The organism is Krasilnikovia sp. MM14-A1259 (assembly GCF_047159535.1).
Classification (GTDB): domain Bacteria; phylum Actinomycetota; class Actinomycetes; order Mycobacteriales; family Micromonosporaceae; genus Actinoplanes.
On record NZ_BAAGAJ010000002.1, the window covers coordinates 7,298,792 to 7,314,927 of the forward strand.

Sequence of the window (16,136 nt, forward strand, 5' to 3'; positions counted from 1 at the left end):
CGGTGGGTGAAGGTTACGCGCGGGAGGGATGGGCCGCCGGGTCGGCGGGCCACCACATGCTCAAGTGCGCGTGCATGCGGCGAAGCTTACGGGGTGTCGCGGTAGCAGCGCCAGCTCCGCTGGTCGGTGCTGTCGAGCAGCCGGGCGCGCACGGGGGAGCCGTACAGCTGGCGGCAGGCGGCGTCCATGTCGATGCGCCAGGCGCGGTCGGGCCACTGCACGCAGTACCAGCCGTCCCGGGCCAGCCCGACGCCCGTGCCGCGGCCCCCGCTCGACTCGCAGTAGCCGGCCAGGGCCTGCCCCAGGTTGTTCGGGCCGAGCAGCTGCGACCGGCTCGTCGGCGTGCTGCGGGGGCTCTGCGGTGCCGTGGTCGTCGGCGCCGGGGTGGTCGTGGTGCGGGAGGGGGAGCGGCGTACCCGGATGAGGCTGGTCGCGACGGTGCGCGGCGGCGCCGTGGTGGCGCGGGGTTTTGCCCGGGCGGGTGAGCGCGACGGCTTCGGCGTGGTGGTCGCGGGCGCCGGGAACGACACCGCGGGCGGCAGCGGGAGAAAGGCGTCCCGCTCGTTGGCGCGTGCCTGCATCTCGTGCAGGACGAACAGCGTGATGTCGATGACCAGCGTGACCACCAGCGCGGCCAGCAGTGCCTGGCGCAGCCGGGACGGGGTCGGTGCGCTCGGGCCGGGGCGTCGTGGCTGCTGGGTGTACCCGGGGGCGAGGCGAGGATCGCGGTGCCGGCCGGAGACCTCGTACGGCGGCACCCACACGCTCCTCGACATCGACGATCGGCCACCCTGCTGGGCGGCCAACTCACCGTAGAGGTGCGGGACGGGCTACGCGGTCAGACGTTACGTTTCGTGTTCGAGCGGAAGGGCTGATCGGCGGGTTCGGCCGTACGGATGATGTCCTGCCGGATCACCGGCGGGTGACCGCGCCGAAGCGGCCGCCGGGGTCGACGCCCGGCCGAGGTCACTCGGCGCTCACTCGGCGCGGAACGCCTCCTGGATGGCGGTGCGGGCCCACTGCATCCGGGTGAGGGCGCAGTCGGGGTGCTCGCCGAACTCCTGCGCGACCAGGGCGGCGCAGCCGGTCTCGCCGAGCCGGTCGACGGTCTCGGTCACCGCGGCGCGGATCAGCTCCAGGCTCGGCTCCTCGGAACGCTGCAGGTCGGAGACGAACAGCGCCTCGGTGCGCGTGTCGTAGTCGAGAGCAGTCATCGGGTCCCCCTGCATGCGGCGTGCTGTGTTCTGTACAGCACACCGGCAGGCGGCTGCAGGCCCGCTGCTCCCGGGTTGCCGTCGGGTTGCGCCGGTTCACCTGCTGTTCGTCGGACTTTTCGCCGGTTTCTCGTCGGTCTGGTCGCCGGCTGCGCGTCGGTCTGGTCGCCTACTGCTCGTAGGTCTCCAGGAAGCGGCGCAGGCGGGCGACCGCGTCGTCCAGCACGTCCACCGGGGCCAGGAATACCATTCGCAGATGATCCGGGGTCGGCAGGTTGAAGCCGGTGCCGTGTGAGAGCAGCAGCAACTGCTGTTCCAGCAGGTCGATGATGAGCTGCTGGTCGTCGCGGATCTTGTGCACCGCCGGGTCGAGGCGGGCGAACAGGTACAGCGCGCCCCGCGGCTGCACACAGCTCACCCCGGGGATCTCGGTGAGCCGCTGCCAGGCGTGGTTGCGCTGCTCGTACAGGCGGCCGCCCGGCCGGATCAGGGTCGAGATGCTCTGGAAACCGCCGAGCGCGGTCTGCACCGCGTGCTGCGCCGGAACGTTCGGGCACAGCCGCATGTTGGCCAGCAGCTGCACGCCCTCCAGGTAGTCGGTGGCGTGCGTGGTGGGCCCGCTGACCGCCATCCAGCCGGACCGGAACCCGGCCGCCCGATACGTCTTCGACAGCCCGCTCATCGTGATGACCAGCAGGTCCGGGGCGAGCGCGGCCGCGCACTCGTGCGTGGCGTCGTCGAACAGGATCTTGTCGTAGATCTCGTCGGAGAGCACCAGCAGGCGGTGCTTGCGGGCGATGTCCAGCAGTCCGAGCAGCGTCTCACGCGAGTACACCGCCCCGGTCGGATTGTTCGGGTTGATGATCACCAGGGCGCGGGTGCGGGGCGTGATCTGCGCCGCGACATGCTCCAGGTCCGGCGCCCAGTCCTGCGCCTCGTCGCAGCGGTAGTGCACCGCCTTGCCGCCGCACAACGTGACCGCGCCCGTCCAGAGCGGGTAGTCCGGGCTGGGCACCAGCACCTCGTCGCCGGAGTTGAGCAGCGCCTGCAACGTCATGACGATCAGTTCGGAGACGCCGTTGCCCAGGAACACGTCGTCCGGCTGAACCCCCTGCACGCCCAGGGTCTGGTAGTACTGGGCGACCGCCACGCGGGCGGAATAGATGCCGCGGGCGTCGCTGTAACCCTCGGCCTCGGGCAGGTTCTGCACCATGTCGGCGACCATCGGCTCGGGCGCGTTCAGCCCCCACGGTGCCGGGTTGCCGAGGTTGAGCTTGAGGATGCGGTGCCCCGCGGCCTCCAGCTCCTGGGCGCGGCGCAGCACCGGGCCGCGGATGTCGTACCGGACGTCCCTGAGTCTGTTCGCCTGCGCCACCATGCGCTCAGCCTAAGACGCGGCCATCGGCGCCCGGCCCGGGCCGTCGCTACCCGGCCCGCTGCTTTCGGGCCGCGATGTCCCCGGGCTGCTGTTACCGGGCCGCGATGTCCCGGGCTGCCGTTACCGGGCGACGTCCGCGGGCTGCCGTCCGCGGGTCGCCGTTATTGGGCCGCGACGTCCGCGGTCTGCGGGTGGCGCAGACCCGGATGCCCGGGCGGGAGGCTGCGGCGAATCACCCACCAACTCGCCGCCAGACACGCTGCGACCAGCGGCCAGGTCAGCGCGATCCGGGCCACGCCGAGCGCCACGACCTGACCCGACGCGTACAGCGGCAGGAACACGGCCACGCGCACGGCGTACTGGGCGACCCAGACCCAGCTTCCGTACGCGTACGCCCGCAGCAGCGCCGGATCGCGGCGCCACCGGGTGCGCTGACCCAGCACCACGCCGACCACCAGCCCCAGCAGTGGCCAGCGCACCACGATGCTCAGCGCCCAGGCCAGTGCGCTGGCCGCGTTGCTCACGAGCTGCAACAGGAAGAAATCCTCGGCCCGGCCCGTGCGCAGCGCGGCCAGGGCGGCCACGCATACGCCGAGCAGGCCGACCAGAACGGCGCGGGGCCGGTGCCCGCGCCGCAGCCGCCACGCCGCGACCCCGATCGCGGCCCCGATCGCCGCCACCGCGCCGATCCCCAGAGAATGCCCGGCGACCAGCCAGCCCACCACGAACACCGCCGGGGGTACGGTCGCGTCCATCGCAGCCCGCCGCCCACCCAGCAGCCCGGCCAGCGATTCCGGCTGCGTCACGCCCCACCCCCGCCGTCGAAAGTTAGGTCAGCCTAACCGGTGAGGCGGCTCGTGCCCATGGCGGGCCGCCGGGGTGCACGGCACGGAAACCGCAGCGGTGTGGGACCACCGGTCGCCTTCTCGCGTACCGCGATCCGCCACGACCTGAGGCGTTACTCGCGGCGCCGGTGCCACCGCAGCGGGCCGGGGTGCACGCTCCACCACAGGCGGCGCCACCAGGACCGGTGCGCGCGCAGCGTGTCCGCGTACGCGACAGCCTGGTCACCGGCGCGGCGCGCCTGGTCGCCGTCCGCGGCGTCCGGCGCGAACAACAGTGTGTTGACGCCCGCCACCAGTTCGTCCAGCGGCGGCAGCGGTCCCGGATCTGTCCGGCCGGGCCGAGTGTGCGGGGCGGCCCGGCGCAGCCGCCGACCGGCCGCCTTCGGTGCGTGCCCGGAGTGGCCCGCGGGGTCGCTTGGTGCCTGCCGGGGCCGGCTCACGGGATCGCCGGGAGTGTGCCCGGGCCGGTCCGCGAGGTCGTCCAGTGCGTGCGGGGACCGGCCCGCGGCATCGCCTGACGTGTGTCCGCGCCGGCTCACGGGATCGCCTGGTGGGTGCCCGGGCAGGAGGTTGCCGGCGGCGAGCCGGCGCCCGGGGTTGGCGGCGAAGCGGGCCACCTCGGCGGCCGCCAAGTGGTGCGGCACCGGATGGCCTGCCAGCCGCAGCGCGTCGGTCACCTCGAACCAGGCACCCGTGATCCGTTCCGCGGAGCCGCCCTCGGTCAGTCGCCGCCGCCGCAACCCGCGGCGCAGCGTGACCACCGTGGCGGCCGCGGCCAGCAGCACGACCAGGATCGAGCCGCCCGCGCCGCCGGCCACCACGGGCGCGGACACGCCGCGGCCCGTTCCGGCGGCCAGGGCCGACGGCGGCGCCGACGCCGTCGCGGTGTCGCTGGGGGTGGGCGCCTCCGGCGTGCTGGGCGAGGTGGTGGGCGGCTTCGGCGTAAAGTCCTGCTCGACCGGCCGCGGCGGCTGCTTACTCTTGGGCAACGGGTCGAACGGCACCCACCCCAGGTCGTCGAAGAGGATCTCCGGCCAGGCGATCGCGTCGCCGGCGGTGACCGCGCCGCCCTGCACGGGCGCGTCGAAGCCCACGACCACCCGGCTCGGCAGCCCGGTCAGCCGCGCCAGCAGCGCAAACGACGCCGCGAACTGCTCCGACGTACCCACCTGACCGCCCCGGCCGCGCGGGCCGAACAGAAAGAACGACAGATTCGGGTACGCGTGCCCGCTCGGCGCGTCCGGTACCTGCCGGTAGTGCTCGGCGAGGAAGTTCTCGATCGCCACCGCCCGGTCGTACGCGGCGCCGTTGCCGTCGGCGAGCTGATCGGCGAGCCGCTGGATCTGCGGTGGCGCCACACCGCCCACGGTCAGGTACCGGGCCACTGCGTCGCCGGACGGGGTTCCGGCGGTCGGCAGCAGATTGAGGTCGGGGGCCTGGACCTGCGACGTGACCTCATATTGCAGGCCCGGGGTGAGGCCCTCGGGGCGGATCAGGGTGCCGGTCGCCGGGTCGAACGCCACCCGCGCCCCCGAAACCGTGGCGGGGGTCGGCAGCGCGGGCAGCAGCCGCCCGGTGAGACCCTCGACGCGGATGCGTTGGTGCACTTCGTGGACGTCGGCACCGGGCAGGGGCGCCTGTGTGGGCAGCACCCGGCCCGCGTTGCGGTACGTGGCCCCGACCCGCCAGGTCACTCCGTCGTAGTCGGGCAGCACCGCCAGCCGCAGCCGCAGCGTGCGCCGCCGGGCACCGTCGCCGCCGGTCCGTTTCGCCGGTTCGGCGCCCGACGGGCGGGCGGAGGCCGACGCCGACACGGCCGGATCCGGGCTCACGTCCAGCAGGCGCTGCCCCGGGTCCAACGCCCAGCCCGAGATCCGGTTGAGGGGGCTCTCGTCGAGGCTGTCCACCTGCGGCGGCTGCACGTACCGTCGGGGGTCTGAAGGGGCGGCCGACACCCGGCTGCTGACCCACGGGCCGACCATCGCGACGAGCCCAACGAGCACCGCGAGGCCCGCCGCCGCGCCGGCCAGGGCCCGCCCGCGCATCGCCGCGCGGGTCCGTGCGGACAGGCCCGCGTCCGGCGCAGCTCCGTCCGATCCGTCCGATGCGGGCCGGTCCGGCGTGGCTCCGTCCGGCGTGAATGCGTCCGGCGTGGACCCGTCCGGGCGGGCGGTGGCCGCCAGTGCGGCTATGACCAGGCCCGCGAACGCCAGCGTGGGTCGCCCCGCGGCCGCCTCGTTGGGTCCCACGACATACAGCGCGCCTGCATACAGCAGAGCCGGCGGCAGGCAGCCGAGCAGCACCCGCCCGCCGCGCAGGGCCAGCTCGGCGCCCGCCAGCCCGGCGAGCCACGCCGCCACGACCGGCACGATCACCGTGTCCGGGGTCGGCTCGACCGGGATCATCGCGGTCAGCAGACGCGGAATGCCGTTGGCCAGGGCATCGGCAACGACGGTCGGCAGCGGATCGGTCAGGGCGGCGTGCGCCGCGGCGATCCGGACGGCCCCGACCGCGTATCCGGCCAGCACGAGCACCGACAGCGGCGCGACCGACCACGACGGCAGCCGGCGCGCCGCCACGCTCACCCCTATGGAGCCGACGGCGGCACCGGCCACCAACTGGGCCAGCAGGGCATCGGCGTAGATGCGGCCCAACGCCATCCCGGCGAGCGCGATCAGACCGGCCAGCGCCAGCGGCGCGACCGCGGCGCGCAGCCACCTCACCATCCGCGGACCCCGTCCCACGCGGCCGCGAACTGGGCGCCGTCGTCCGCCTCGATGACGATCAGGCCGTCGGACGCCGAGACCGGCGCCGCGTCCCGGTCGCCGAACAACCCGGCCAGCACCACCGGGTACGGCCCGCGCAGCCCGCTCACCGCGCCGAGGTCGGCGCGCCCGCTCGGCCCGGTGAGAAAGACCAGAGTGTCCCCGAGGCGCTGGGTACGCAGATGCCTGATCCGCTGGGCCAGGTCCGCGGGCTGCAACGTCGCCTCGGTGAGCACGTCGAGGTAGGGCCCGGACGCCGGACCCGACACCAGGTGAAGGCTGACCGGCAGGTCCTCGCGTACGGCGGCGGCGACGATCGACGCGGCCGCCTCACAGGCCACCTCGAACGACTCCGCGAAGCCCGCGCGTGCACCCGGATGGGCGGCGGCCCGGTCGTCGAGCAGCACCACGATGGTGGGCTCGCTGGTGTCGAGCTGCTCGCGCACCATCAGCTCGCCGACCTTCGCGCTGCTGCGCCAGTGCACCCGGCGCAGTTCGTCGCCGACCACGTACTCGCGCAGCGAATCGAACGTGATCGTGCCGTGCGGCACCTTGTCGATGCGCCCGTCCAGGCTGCGGGCCATCCCGGCCGGCACCGCGCGCAGCAGATGGATACGCGGGTGCACCCACACGGTGGTGGTCTTTCCGTACGTGCGGGACAGCCGCATCAACCCCAGCGGGTCACCACGGGTCACCCGGAGCGGCCCGACCGGCACAACGCCGCGGCGCAGTGTCGGTACGGGGTAGTCCACCGTGGTGTCGCGCCCCGGCCGCAGGCGCAGCAGCGGCACGGGAACCGAGGCGGGGCCACAGCGGTCGAGGGCCACCAGGTTCGCCGCACGCAACCGGCTGGTGTTGCGGACGGTCAGCGTCATGCGCGCGGGTTCGCCGCGTGCCACCCGGTCGGGGTCGGCGACCCGGTCGACGCCCAGCCGGGGCCGCCACAACGCGAACCCGGCCGCGCCCAGCACGGCGATCGCCGCGGCGGCCCCGAGCACGGCCAGATCGGGGTAGCCGAACCGGAACCCGGTCCCCAGCAGCACGAAGGCCGCCACGGCGACACCGGCGCCGCGGGCGGTAATGCCCGGCAAAGCAACCGTCCGGCGCAGCCTCGCGCCGGCCGTGCTCGCGTCGGCCGTGGCACGCGGCCTCGTCGGTCCGGCCGTGCTCGCGCCAGCCGTCGCACGCGCACCGGCTGCGCTCGCGCCGGCCGTTGCGCGCAGCGGTGTCGGTCCGGCCGTGCTCGCGTCGACCGGCTGGAATGAGCCTGTCGGTCCGTTTCCCCCGCTTCGGCGGGGTGCGCCGGGCGGGTCCGGTGGGGTGGTCACGCCCCGACGTGCTGGTTGTCCGGCAGCGGCACCGGCACCGAGCGCACCGCGTCGTCGAGTACCTCCGCCGCGGTCACCCCGCGCAGCTGCGCGTCGGCCGACAGCAGCACCCGGTGCGCGAACACGGGCCCGAGCAGCGTCTTGAGGTCTTCGGGCAGCACGTAGCCGCGGCCGTTGATGAGCGCGTACGCCGACGCCGCCCGGGTCAGCGCGATGACCCCACGCGGGCTGACCCCGACGCGCACCTGCGGGTGGTTGCGGGTGGCGGCGGCGAGCCGGACCGCGTAGGTGTACAGCGGGTCGGCGACGTGCACCCGCAACGCCATCCGGGCCATCTCGCCGACCGTAGCGGTGTCCGTGACCGGCTCGATCGCCTCCGGGGAGCGCGCCGCGGCCCCGCGCAGGACCTCCACCTCGACGTCCTCGTCGGGGTAGCCGACGGAGAGCTTCACCAGGAACCGGTCGAGCTGCGCTTCGGGCAGCCGGTACGTGCCATCCATCTCGACCGGGTTCTGGGTGGCCACCACGAGGAACGGCTGAGGCACCGGGTGGGGTACGCCGTCCACGGTGACCCGCCGTTCCTCCATGACCTCCAGCAGCGCGGACTGAGTCTTCGGTGAGGCCCGGTTGATCTCGTCGGCGATGACGATGTTGGCGAACACCGGCCCAGGGTGGAACTCGAAGCCGCGGCTGGCCTGGTTGAAGATCGTCACGCCGGAGACGTCGGAGGGCAGCAGATCGGGGGTGAACTGGATCCGTCGCCACTGCCCCCGCACGGCCGCCGCCAAGGCTCGCGCGAGCGTCGTCTTGCCGACCCCGGGCACGTCTTCGAGCAGGACGTGTCCCTGCGCGAACAATGCGGTCAGGGCCAGCCTGACCACCTCGGGCTTGCCGAGCACGACCGAGCCGATCCGGTCGGCGAGCTGAGCCGCGACGCCGGCGAAACCTTGAACGTGCGCGGGCGGGAGGGTTTCGTTGTGCACAGCCAGAACCTCGGGGGGTGTGACGTCAACAGGTGGGAAGGTTGCCCAGGTCGTCCCCACCGTCCAGGTTGAGCCACGCCCACGGGATGTAGTTCTTGCCTGCATAGTTCACCTGGATCCACCAGGTGCTGCGCTTGTCGTGGTTGTAGATGTACGCGTACACCTCTTCGCCCGACTTCTTGCAGTACGCCTCCAGCCGGGTGCCCGGTTTCGCCCAGCCGACCTGCTTGGCGTTGTCCTGCCGGGTGACGCTGAAGATCTCGTTGCCGTTGCGCCCGTCGACGTCCTTGTCGCAGTAGTGGGCGGTGTCGCCGTTCTCGCCGTTGTTGCAGGTTGCGGTGCCGTACAGGGCGTCGGTCTGCTGGACGCGGGCCTTGCTGACCGTCCCGGCGGCGTTCTTCGCGCTCACCGTGAACGTGTACCTGGTGCTGGGTTTCAGGCTGCCGAGCTTGAGACTGGAGCAGCTGCCGGAGGTGTTGCCGCCGCCGTTGTCCGCGGTCATCGCGCAGGTGGCGCTGCCGCCGCCCGCGTCGACGCTGAACGACACCGTGGCCGAGTTGAACGTGGCCGACGATCCGGTGACCGTGACGACCGGCTGGGCCACGGTGCGGGCCGTGGCCGTGCCCGGCTCGCTGTCGCCGGCCTCGTTGACCGCGCGGACCTCGACCGTCACGTTCTCGCCCGCGCCGAAGCCGTTGAGGGTCGCGGCGGTCGCGTCGGTGACCTCGCTGGTGCGCCCACCCGCCTGCACCGTGTACTTGGTGATCGGACGGCCGTGGTCGGCGGCCGGGGTCCACGTCACCTTGATGGTGCCGGCCTGGTCGCCGACCGTTGCCGCGTCCACGTTCTCCGGGCGGCCCGGCTTGGCGAACGGCACCACGCTGTTGCTGATCGGTGACGCCTTCGACCCTGCGCCGCGCTCGTTGACCGCGACGACCGAGAACGCGTACTGCGTGCCGTACTCCAGCGCGCCGTCCTTGACGGTCAGCGAGGTGCCGTCGGTGACGTCGCCGGCCGGCGCGCTGCTGCCCGCCGAGACGGCCGTGACGGTGTAGCGGGCGATGCCCAGGCCCTGGCCGTTGGCGGCGGGCCAGCTCACGACCACGGTGCCGTCGGGTTTCGCCTCGGCGGTCACGGATTCCGGCGCGTCCGGGACCTCGGCGGTGGGGCGCACCGCGTTGCTTTCCCGCTCGGGCCCGTCGCCCTTGCGGTTCACCGCATGTACCGCGAACGTGTACGTCTCGCCGTTGGTCAGCCCGGTCACGTTCAGGGCGCGCTGGTCCGCGCCGACCTGGAAGGTCTTGTCGGCGCCGGTCACCACGTACTTGGTGATCGCTGCGCCGTTCGGGTCGGCGGCCTGCCAGGTGACGCGGGCCTCGGCGTTGCCCGCGGCCGCGCGTACGTTGCGCGGGGCGCCCGGCTTGTCGGCCTGCGGCTTGTGCGGCTTGGCCGGCGGGGGCGGCGGGGGAGGGGCCGGCGGGGTGGGCGGGGGGTCGCCGCCGAGCACGTCGTCGGCGTACTTGTCCACCGAGCGCACCTGGTGCGCGTCGTCCACGACGCGGGCGGTGGAGGCGCCGGGAGCGTTGATGAACAGGTAATTTTCCCGGACCTCGAGCTCCAGCGGCCCGCCGGGCCGTTTGATCGCGATGCCTTGCTGCGGCTGCCCCGCCGCGTCGAACACGTGCACCGTGCCGGTGTCGCCGTCGGCGACGTAGAAGTAGCCTTCCCACGCCACCGCGGGCTGCAACTGGGCGCCCTGGCCGGGGACCGCGAAGTCACGGGTCGCGCCGGCGTCATTGACCGCATACACCTTCCGGGCGTCGGCCACGGTGACCGGGACGACCTTCCCGTCGGTGTGCGGCGCGAGCGTGCCCGGCCCGGTCAGGTTGAGCTGGGTGGTGTGCTGCTGGTCGTCGCGGATCGTGGTCAGCGCGTTGGTCGTACGGTTGAGCACCGCGACGCCGGTGTCGAGCGTCGAGATGGCCAGGTCGTGGCTCGGTGGGGCGACCGGGGTCGTGGAGACCTGCCGGGGCCCGGCGGGGGCGCCCGCGGCCTGCCCGCCGGACGGGGCGTCGGAGGGCACGGGTGCGGGGGTGATCGCCGAGACCGTGCCCTCGCTGGGGATCGCGATCCAGAGCCGGCCCTTGCCGTCGAAGACGCCGCCGGTGATGCCGGGGGCGTAGTGCAGCGTCTCGCCGATGGCGGCCATCGTGCGCGGGTCGCGCTGGCTGACCTCGCCGCGGACCGCGTCGATGACGAACACCGCGTCGTCGTCCATGGCGACGCTGACCCCCAGGCCCGAGCCGCTCGGCGTGTTCGCGAACTCCTGCAGCGTGGTCAGATCCATCGAGCTGATCTTGCCGGTGTTCACGTCGCGCAGGATCACGAACCGGTCGTTCTGACTGACCTGCATCTGATGGCCGCGGGCGCCGGGCACGTCGACGCGGGTGTCCACCCGGGCGGTTACGCCGTTGATCCGGGCCATCTCGCCCTTGGTGCGGCTCCACACCCAGGACGCGGCGTCGAAGCTCGCCACCGCCTGATCGGCGGAGCCCAGCCCCAGGACGGTCAGGCCCAGGCCCGCGACGAGGCTCAACACCGTGCCGATGGTGACCAGACCGCCGCGGGTCCGCAGGCGCCGCCTGCCCTCGGCGACGATGGCGTCAGCACTGGTCACGGCCTCGCGTCCTCCCATACGGCTGGTCGGCTACCCCGCAGGACGCTGGCCATCATAGGGGTTCACGGGCCGGTGTGGGCACCTAAGAAGACAACGTTGTGGATACGCATGATCGCACAGTGTGATCATCTACTGTGTCGTGGACGGCCGCGCATCCGTACCGTTGCGACCGGTGCAGGTCTGCGGCGAGCTCGCGAACTTGGTGGTGCTGTACACGGCGACCACCGCGACGCAGTAGTCCAGCTTCGCGTTCAATCCCTTCAGGCTGAACGACGTCTGGCCCGGCCCTACCTGCCCCATCGGCTTGAGCACTTCACCGGGATGCCCGACGGAAACCACGAACGAGGTCATCCCACTGGCCGGATCGGTCCAGGTGACCTCCAGGGACGAGCCTGAATCGCGCAGCCGCACGTCCGTCGGCGCGGCGCCACCCAGCGACGGCCGGTCGGGCGTGTCGGGGCGCTCGTTGCCCCGGGCCAGCACCACCACCAGCGCGACCACCGCGATGATCGCGGCCAGGACCGCGGCGATCGCGGCGAACAGGGCGGGGCCCCTGCGACCGTACGTGGAGCCACCCGCCACCCCCGCGACGACCGGCGCCCCCGCAGCCGAGGGCCCGGAGGTTTGAGCGACCTGCCGGGCCGGTGGTGGTGCGGGGTCGGCCCCCGCAGCGGACGGCGCGGAGGTTTGAGCGACCTGCCAGGCCGGCGGGGGGGCGGGGTCCGCCGGGGCGCGCGGCGTCGGCCGAGATTCGACCCTCGGTACGGTGACCGTCGCCTCGCTGAGCGCGTCGCGGCCGGAGGTTGCCTGCGGAACCGCCGGGCTGGGCGGCCCGGGCGTCATGCTGCCGGTGCCGGTGCCGGTGCCGGAGGTCGGGCTCATGGCGGGAGGCGGGGTGGCCTGCTGTTCCGGCTGCGGTGCCGGCGCTGCGTCGCCGAGGAATTCCCGGGCCTGAGCGACGGTCCAATGGTCTGCCCCGAGTGCCGCCGGCCCATGCTCGGCCACCCGGGAGAACGCCCTCCGCGCCTCGTGCCGGTTACCCAGCTCCGAGGCGACGACGCCAAGGTCGAACGAGATCGCCAGCATGAGGGGATCGGTGTCGCCGAGTCGCCATTGCCCGGCCGCGTACGCCTCCTCCAACACCCGGCGCGCGGCGGCCGGGTCGTCCGCCTGCTGGTGCACCGACGCGAGCTGGTGGGCGGTCGCCAGCACGTCCGGGTCGTCCTCGCCCAAGCCTGCGCGCCCGGTCTCGACGGCCTGCTCCAGCACGGCCCGAGCGGCGACCACGTCGCCGAAGCCGGCGAAGTTCAGCGCCAGCTGACGCGCGGCGGCAAGGGAGGACGGCTCGGGCACGCCCGCCATGCTGCCTGGTGCGCTGCCGGTTACGCCAGGCCGGTCGGCCGAGATCTGGGCGAAATGTCGGAAAAGGGCGCCGAGAGGTGGAGTGGTGGGCCGCGGTGCATGGTGGGGTGGGGGCCGTGTAGAGTTCACTGCTGAGCGGCCCGCCGGGCTGCCGATCCACGGTGTGAACCGCAGGTCGGCAACGGCTAGGCTTGGCTCAGCAGGTCCGGGTGGCGGAATGGCAGACGCGCTAGCTTGAGGTGCTAGTGCCCTTAACGGGCGTGGGGGTTCAAGTCCCCCCTCGGACACGTTAAACCCCATATCGATCGTTGCGCTCGCCGCGAGGTCGGATGGGGTTTCTTGTTGCCCGGTTCCGGTGCGGGTTCTCGGTTCTCCGTGGCGGCAGTTCGCTCGCCAGTTTGTGCTGCTCGGGCGAGGTTCGCGGCCGGGCTCCGGCTAGTTGGTGCTCGTCCGGTTCGCAAGCTGCGTCCCGGTCATCCTTCTTCGCTGGCGGGGTGAATGGTTGGTTGCCTGCGGCCTCGCTCGAGACCGCGCTCGAGACCGCGCCCGAGCCGCAGACGATGACCGCGTTCCCACGCCGTAGCTGTGCGGCCAGGCCGGCGGCACCGCCAACATCGGCAAAGGTCGGGTCCCCGACGATCAGTTGCTCGACGAGCCTGGCCTCTGACCAGTAGATCCAGCGTGGCGCGTTCTCGTTGCTCGGTTGTGCGCTGGTGTGGCCGTGGCGGCAGCGGTATCCAGCGCGCCCGATGACCCAGTGCCCGGACAGCCGTCGCCCGCAGCTGGCGCAGATCAGTTTGCCCGGTCAGCGCGTACCGACGCTGCTGCCCGTCCTGCGGAACCGTCTGGGCGGTGATGTCCTGGGCGGCGGTGAAGTCGGCATCGCTGACCAGCCGGGTGAGTGCGATCCTCGGAGATCACCCAGTCCGCGCGGGGATTCCAGATCCGCACCGGGCCGAGGCTGCTGCGCCGATCACCGGGCACGGCTTCGCGGTGGTCGGTGAACTGCCGGTTCCACACCTGCCGGCCGGTGTAGCGCGGGTTCGCCAGGATCGCCGCGACCGTGCGCAGCGTCCACACCGCCTGCGCTCGGTGCGGGTTACGGACCCGGTCGTAGACACCGGGCGACGGGATCCGGCGTTCGTTAAGCTCCCGGGCGATCCCGGCGGTACTCATCCCGGCCAGACGGCGGGCGAAGATCCACCGCACATGCGGGGCCGTCACCGGATCCACCTCGAGACGATGCCGGCGTCGACCCCAGCTCGCCTGGGTCCGGTTCGGGTGCGGACCCGCGTCCACGAGCTGGTAGCCGTACGGCGGTCGGCCGCCCTGATGCCGACCCTGCTCGCGGACCTGCGCCGCCATCGCCGCGCGGACCCGGAACCGGGTCCGCAGCACCTCCCGCTGCGCCTGGTGGCCCAGCATCATGAGCAGCGCCCGATGCTCCGGCTCGTCGAGGTCAACCGGTCCTTCCGCTTCCGGAAACCAGAGCTGTACCCCGAACCCGCGCAAGGTCTCGATCACCCGGCCGGCCTCGCCACCGGCGAACGCCCGCTCGAACTCGCCGACCACCACTGCATCGAACCCGCGATCCGGCTCCGCGGCCGCGGCCAGCAGAGCGGCCGCCTGCGGACGTTTGACCCAAGGCAGGCCCCGGGACGCGCCCGGGTCGAAGAACTCCACTGCGATCCGGCCCCTGCCAGCGACAAGCCGTTGCGCCGCTTCGAGCTGCCACGCCCGCGACGACACCGGATCCTGATACTCGCTCGTCGAGATCCGTCCATAGAACGCGAACCGGATTCCGCCGGTCGTCAGCGTCTGCCCGCGACCACGAATCCGTGGCGCTGACGGCACCGCTGACACCCAGACGTCGAACAAGTTTCGTGGAGGGCAGGAGCGAACAGGCATCGCCGATCACCTCGCAGCAGCCGAACACCGGAGTGAACATCGACATCACCGAAACCCGGGGAAGCAGATGTTGCGCCGATACCCAACGCGGCAGGCGTTGTCACCTGAGCATCGAGATTGTCACCGTCGAGAGTGACCCATCCCCACGCCGCGTCCTCGCAGGAGGCGACGGCGCCCCCCACCCACCGTTGCTGCAGCCGACAATGCTGGCGCCCCCAGCGGGGCGGCTGAAAATCTCGCAGGGGGCGAAGGTGAAAAATTTAGCATTACGGGGCGAAGCCGGAACATTAAGCACAATCCGATCGCCGATGAGTGGCAGAAGGTCCTGGGCTCCTACGATGTCTGGGCCAGTGCAGACGTTTTTGTCACGGGAAAGCAGATCAACATGCGGATCACCGTGCATGCGTACGACAGATACACCTTCAACAACGGCTCCAAGGACATCGTGACCGGCGAGCCGGACGCTTCCAACGGCCGCTTTGCGCAGCTGGGCTGGGCCAAGTCGTTCAACACTTCCGGATCGCTCGTGCGCGACGTCTCATGGACCATGGGCAACCCTGGAAAGGCCGAGGTCACCGAGCCGTTGAGGCAGCGTTGGTGAGGCTAACTCGGAATCGCCCGAGCGGACGGATCACCGCCGTCGTTCTGCTTGCGGTGGCCATGCTGACCGGATGCGGCAGTCCAGGCGAAACACCGTCGGGCCCCGCACCCAGCGGGAAGCCGTCCGCATGGACGGGCAGCGGCGTGCAGCCCCTCGTATCGCTGAAGGCGGGCGTTGAGGACCGGGTGGAGCCGGCGCTGCTGCCGAAAGACATCGGCATGCCGGCGTTGGAGGCCGTATCACTCGACGTGGAAGGCCTCGATGACGTGGCATCCGGGGTCTGCGGCCTCCAGCGAGGAAACGGTGTCTACGAGGGCATGTTCGGACTGCGGCGGCAATGGAGGGGTAAAGGCGTCGCCGTCGAGCAATTCGTCTCGGCGTTCGGTGCGATCACTGCAACCAAAGCCATCGACCAGGTCAAAGGATCGCTGGCTTGCGGCAGTTACCGGGACCGAAGTGGTGAACACACTGAGATTGCGACGCATCCGGTCGACAGGTTTCCGAACATTGACGGATCCGCCATGTTCTGCGAGACCCTCAATGCACGGCAACGGATCTGCACGGTCCTACTGGCGCGGGAAGACATGCTGAGCCGGGTGACCGTTCAGGCTGACGACCATGCTGTCGCATCCTCCCTAGCCAACTCCGTGGCCAGTCGTGCGGCGTCGGCATTGGAGAAAGCCTGGTAGGCCGGGCAGAGCACCGGCCACCTTTCCAGAAGTGTCGGTCGTTGCTAAGACGACGGCGTCACCGCAGGGACAAACCCCTCAGCGAAGGGACTCTGCGGGATGCCCGCCGTCAGATGCTGGAGAAGCTGACTCCGAGCCTTCCATCGGCCTCGCCCGTCGCGGCGAGCTTCTGGTTCAGGTGCCCGCAGGGACGGACCCGAAAGCGCTGATGGATGCTTTCTGGGCCGCACGTGGAGATGACCGTCTGCTGGTAAAGTACGCCGACCTATACGCCGCATTCCGGGACCCGGACGGCAAACCGCTCGGTTTGTGGATGTTTGGAGCGCGAGGCATGGGTGTGCCTGGCGCCTGACGCACGTGACGAAGGAGCGATGTGTCGTCCACAG

12 protein-coding genes and 1 tRNA gene are annotated in these 16,136 nt (G+C 72.0%); 3 read left to right on the forward strand and 10 right to left on the reverse strand.

The window, feature by feature from the left end:
* Positions 1-86 precede the first annotated feature (86 nt).
* The 9 genes from ACMCNK_RS33195 to ACMCNK_RS33235 form a co-directional block, all read right to left on the reverse strand.
* Complete coding sequence (locus ACMCNK_RS33195) at positions 87-776, reverse strand: hypothetical protein (RefSeq protein WP_412740266.1); 690 nt, start codon at positions 774-776, stop codon at positions 87-89.
* Positions 777-977: 201 nt separating this feature from the next.
* A complete protein-coding gene (locus ACMCNK_RS33200) occupies positions 978-1,214 on the reverse strand; it encodes a hypothetical protein (RefSeq protein WP_412740267.1) in 237 nt (78 codons plus the stop codon).
* Between the two features lie 169 nt (positions 1,215-1,383).
* Positions 1,384-2,592: a pyridoxal phosphate-dependent aminotransferase gene (locus tag ACMCNK_RS33205; RefSeq protein ID WP_412740268.1), complete on the reverse strand. Its 1,209-nt coding sequence runs from the start codon at positions 2,590-2,592 to the stop codon at positions 1,384-1,386.
* Positions 2,593-2,753: 161 nt separating this feature from the next.
* On the reverse strand, positions 2,754-3,398 hold the full coding sequence (locus ACMCNK_RS33210) for a DUF3159 domain-containing protein (protein WP_412740269.1): 645 nt from the start codon (positions 3,396-3,398) through the stop codon (positions 2,754-2,756).
* A 152-nt stretch (positions 3,399-3,550) separates the two neighbouring features.
* Positions 3,551-6,163, reverse strand: a complete 2,613-nt coding sequence (locus ACMCNK_RS33215) for a transglutaminaseTgpA domain-containing protein (RefSeq protein ID WP_412740270.1) — start codon at positions 6,161-6,163, stop codon at positions 3,551-3,553.
* A complete protein-coding gene (locus ACMCNK_RS33220; protein WP_412740271.1) occupies positions 6,157-7,257 on the reverse strand; it encodes a DUF58 domain-containing protein in 1,101 nt (366 codons plus the stop codon). The genes ACMCNK_RS33215 and ACMCNK_RS33220 overlap by 7 nt, the downstream gene beginning before the upstream one ends.
* 269 nt (positions 7,258-7,526) lie before the next feature.
* Positions 7,527-8,513: an AAA family ATPase gene (locus ACMCNK_RS33225; RefSeq protein ID WP_412740272.1), complete on the reverse strand. Its 987-nt coding sequence runs from the start codon at positions 8,511-8,513 to the stop codon at positions 7,527-7,529.
* Positions 8,514-8,538: 25 nt separating this feature from the next.
* Positions 8,539-11,208 (reverse strand): fibronectin type III domain-containing protein, encoded by a 2,670-nt coding sequence (locus ACMCNK_RS33230; RefSeq protein WP_412740273.1) that lies wholly within the window; start codon positions 11,206-11,208, stop codon positions 8,539-8,541.
* A 111-nt stretch (positions 11,209-11,319) separates the two neighbouring features.
* Positions 11,320-12,543, reverse strand: coding sequence for a tetratricopeptide repeat protein (locus ACMCNK_RS33235; RefSeq protein ID WP_412740274.1), 1,224 nt, complete (start codon positions 12,541-12,543; stop codon positions 11,320-11,322).
* Positions 12,544-12,755: 212 nt separating this feature from the next.
* Between ACMCNK_RS33235 and ACMCNK_RS33240 the strand changes: the two genes are divergently transcribed.
* Positions 12,756-12,839, forward strand: a tRNA-Leu gene (locus ACMCNK_RS33240).
* Positions 12,840-13,344: 505 nt separating this feature from the next.
* Here the strand turns inward: ACMCNK_RS33240 and ACMCNK_RS33245 are convergent.
* Positions 13,345-14,406, reverse strand: coding sequence for a recombinase family protein (locus tag ACMCNK_RS33245; RefSeq protein ID WP_412740275.1), 1,062 nt, complete (start codon positions 14,404-14,406; stop codon positions 13,345-13,347).
* A 439-nt stretch (positions 14,407-14,845) separates the two neighbouring features.
* Here ACMCNK_RS33245 and ACMCNK_RS33250 point away from each other — a divergent pair, with 439 nt between their 5' ends.
* Together ACMCNK_RS33250 and ACMCNK_RS33255 are read left to right on the forward strand one after the other, a co-directional pair.
* The gene (locus tag ACMCNK_RS33250) at positions 14,846-15,061 is read left to right on the forward strand and encodes a hypothetical protein (RefSeq protein WP_412740276.1); all 216 of its coding nucleotides are present in this window, start codon (positions 14,846-14,848) and stop codon (positions 15,059-15,061) included.
* A gap of 53 nt (positions 15,062-15,114) precedes the next feature.
* On the forward strand, positions 15,115-15,750 hold the full coding sequence (locus ACMCNK_RS33255; protein WP_412740277.1) for a hypothetical protein: 636 nt from the start codon (positions 15,115-15,117) through the stop codon (positions 15,748-15,750).
* The last annotated feature ends 386 nt before the right edge of the window (positions 15,751-16,136 follow it).

Coding starts and splice junctions, on each gene's coding strand:
- ACMCNK_RS33195 (WP_412740266.1), bottom strand. CDS start 776: ATGTCGAGGAGCGTGTGGGTGCCGCCGTACGAGGTCTCCGGCCGGCAC.
- ACMCNK_RS33200 (WP_412740267.1), bottom strand. CDS start 1,214: ATGACTGCTCTCGACTACGACACGCGCACCGAGGCGCTGTTCGTCTCC.
- ACMCNK_RS33205 (WP_412740268.1), bottom strand. CDS start 2,592: ATGGTGGCGCAGGCGAACAGACTCAGGGACGTCCGGTACGACATCCGC.
- ACMCNK_RS33215 (WP_412740270.1), bottom strand. CDS start 6,163: ATGGTGAGGTGGCTGCGCGCCGCGGTCGCGCCGCTGGCGCTGGCCGGT.
- ACMCNK_RS33230 (WP_412740273.1), bottom strand. CDS start 11,208: ATGGGAGGACGCGAGGCCGTGACCAGTGCTGACGCCATCGTCGCCGAG.
- ACMCNK_RS33250 (WP_412740276.1), top strand. CDS start 14,846: ATGCGGATCACCGTGCATGCGTACGACAGATACACCTTCAACAACGGC.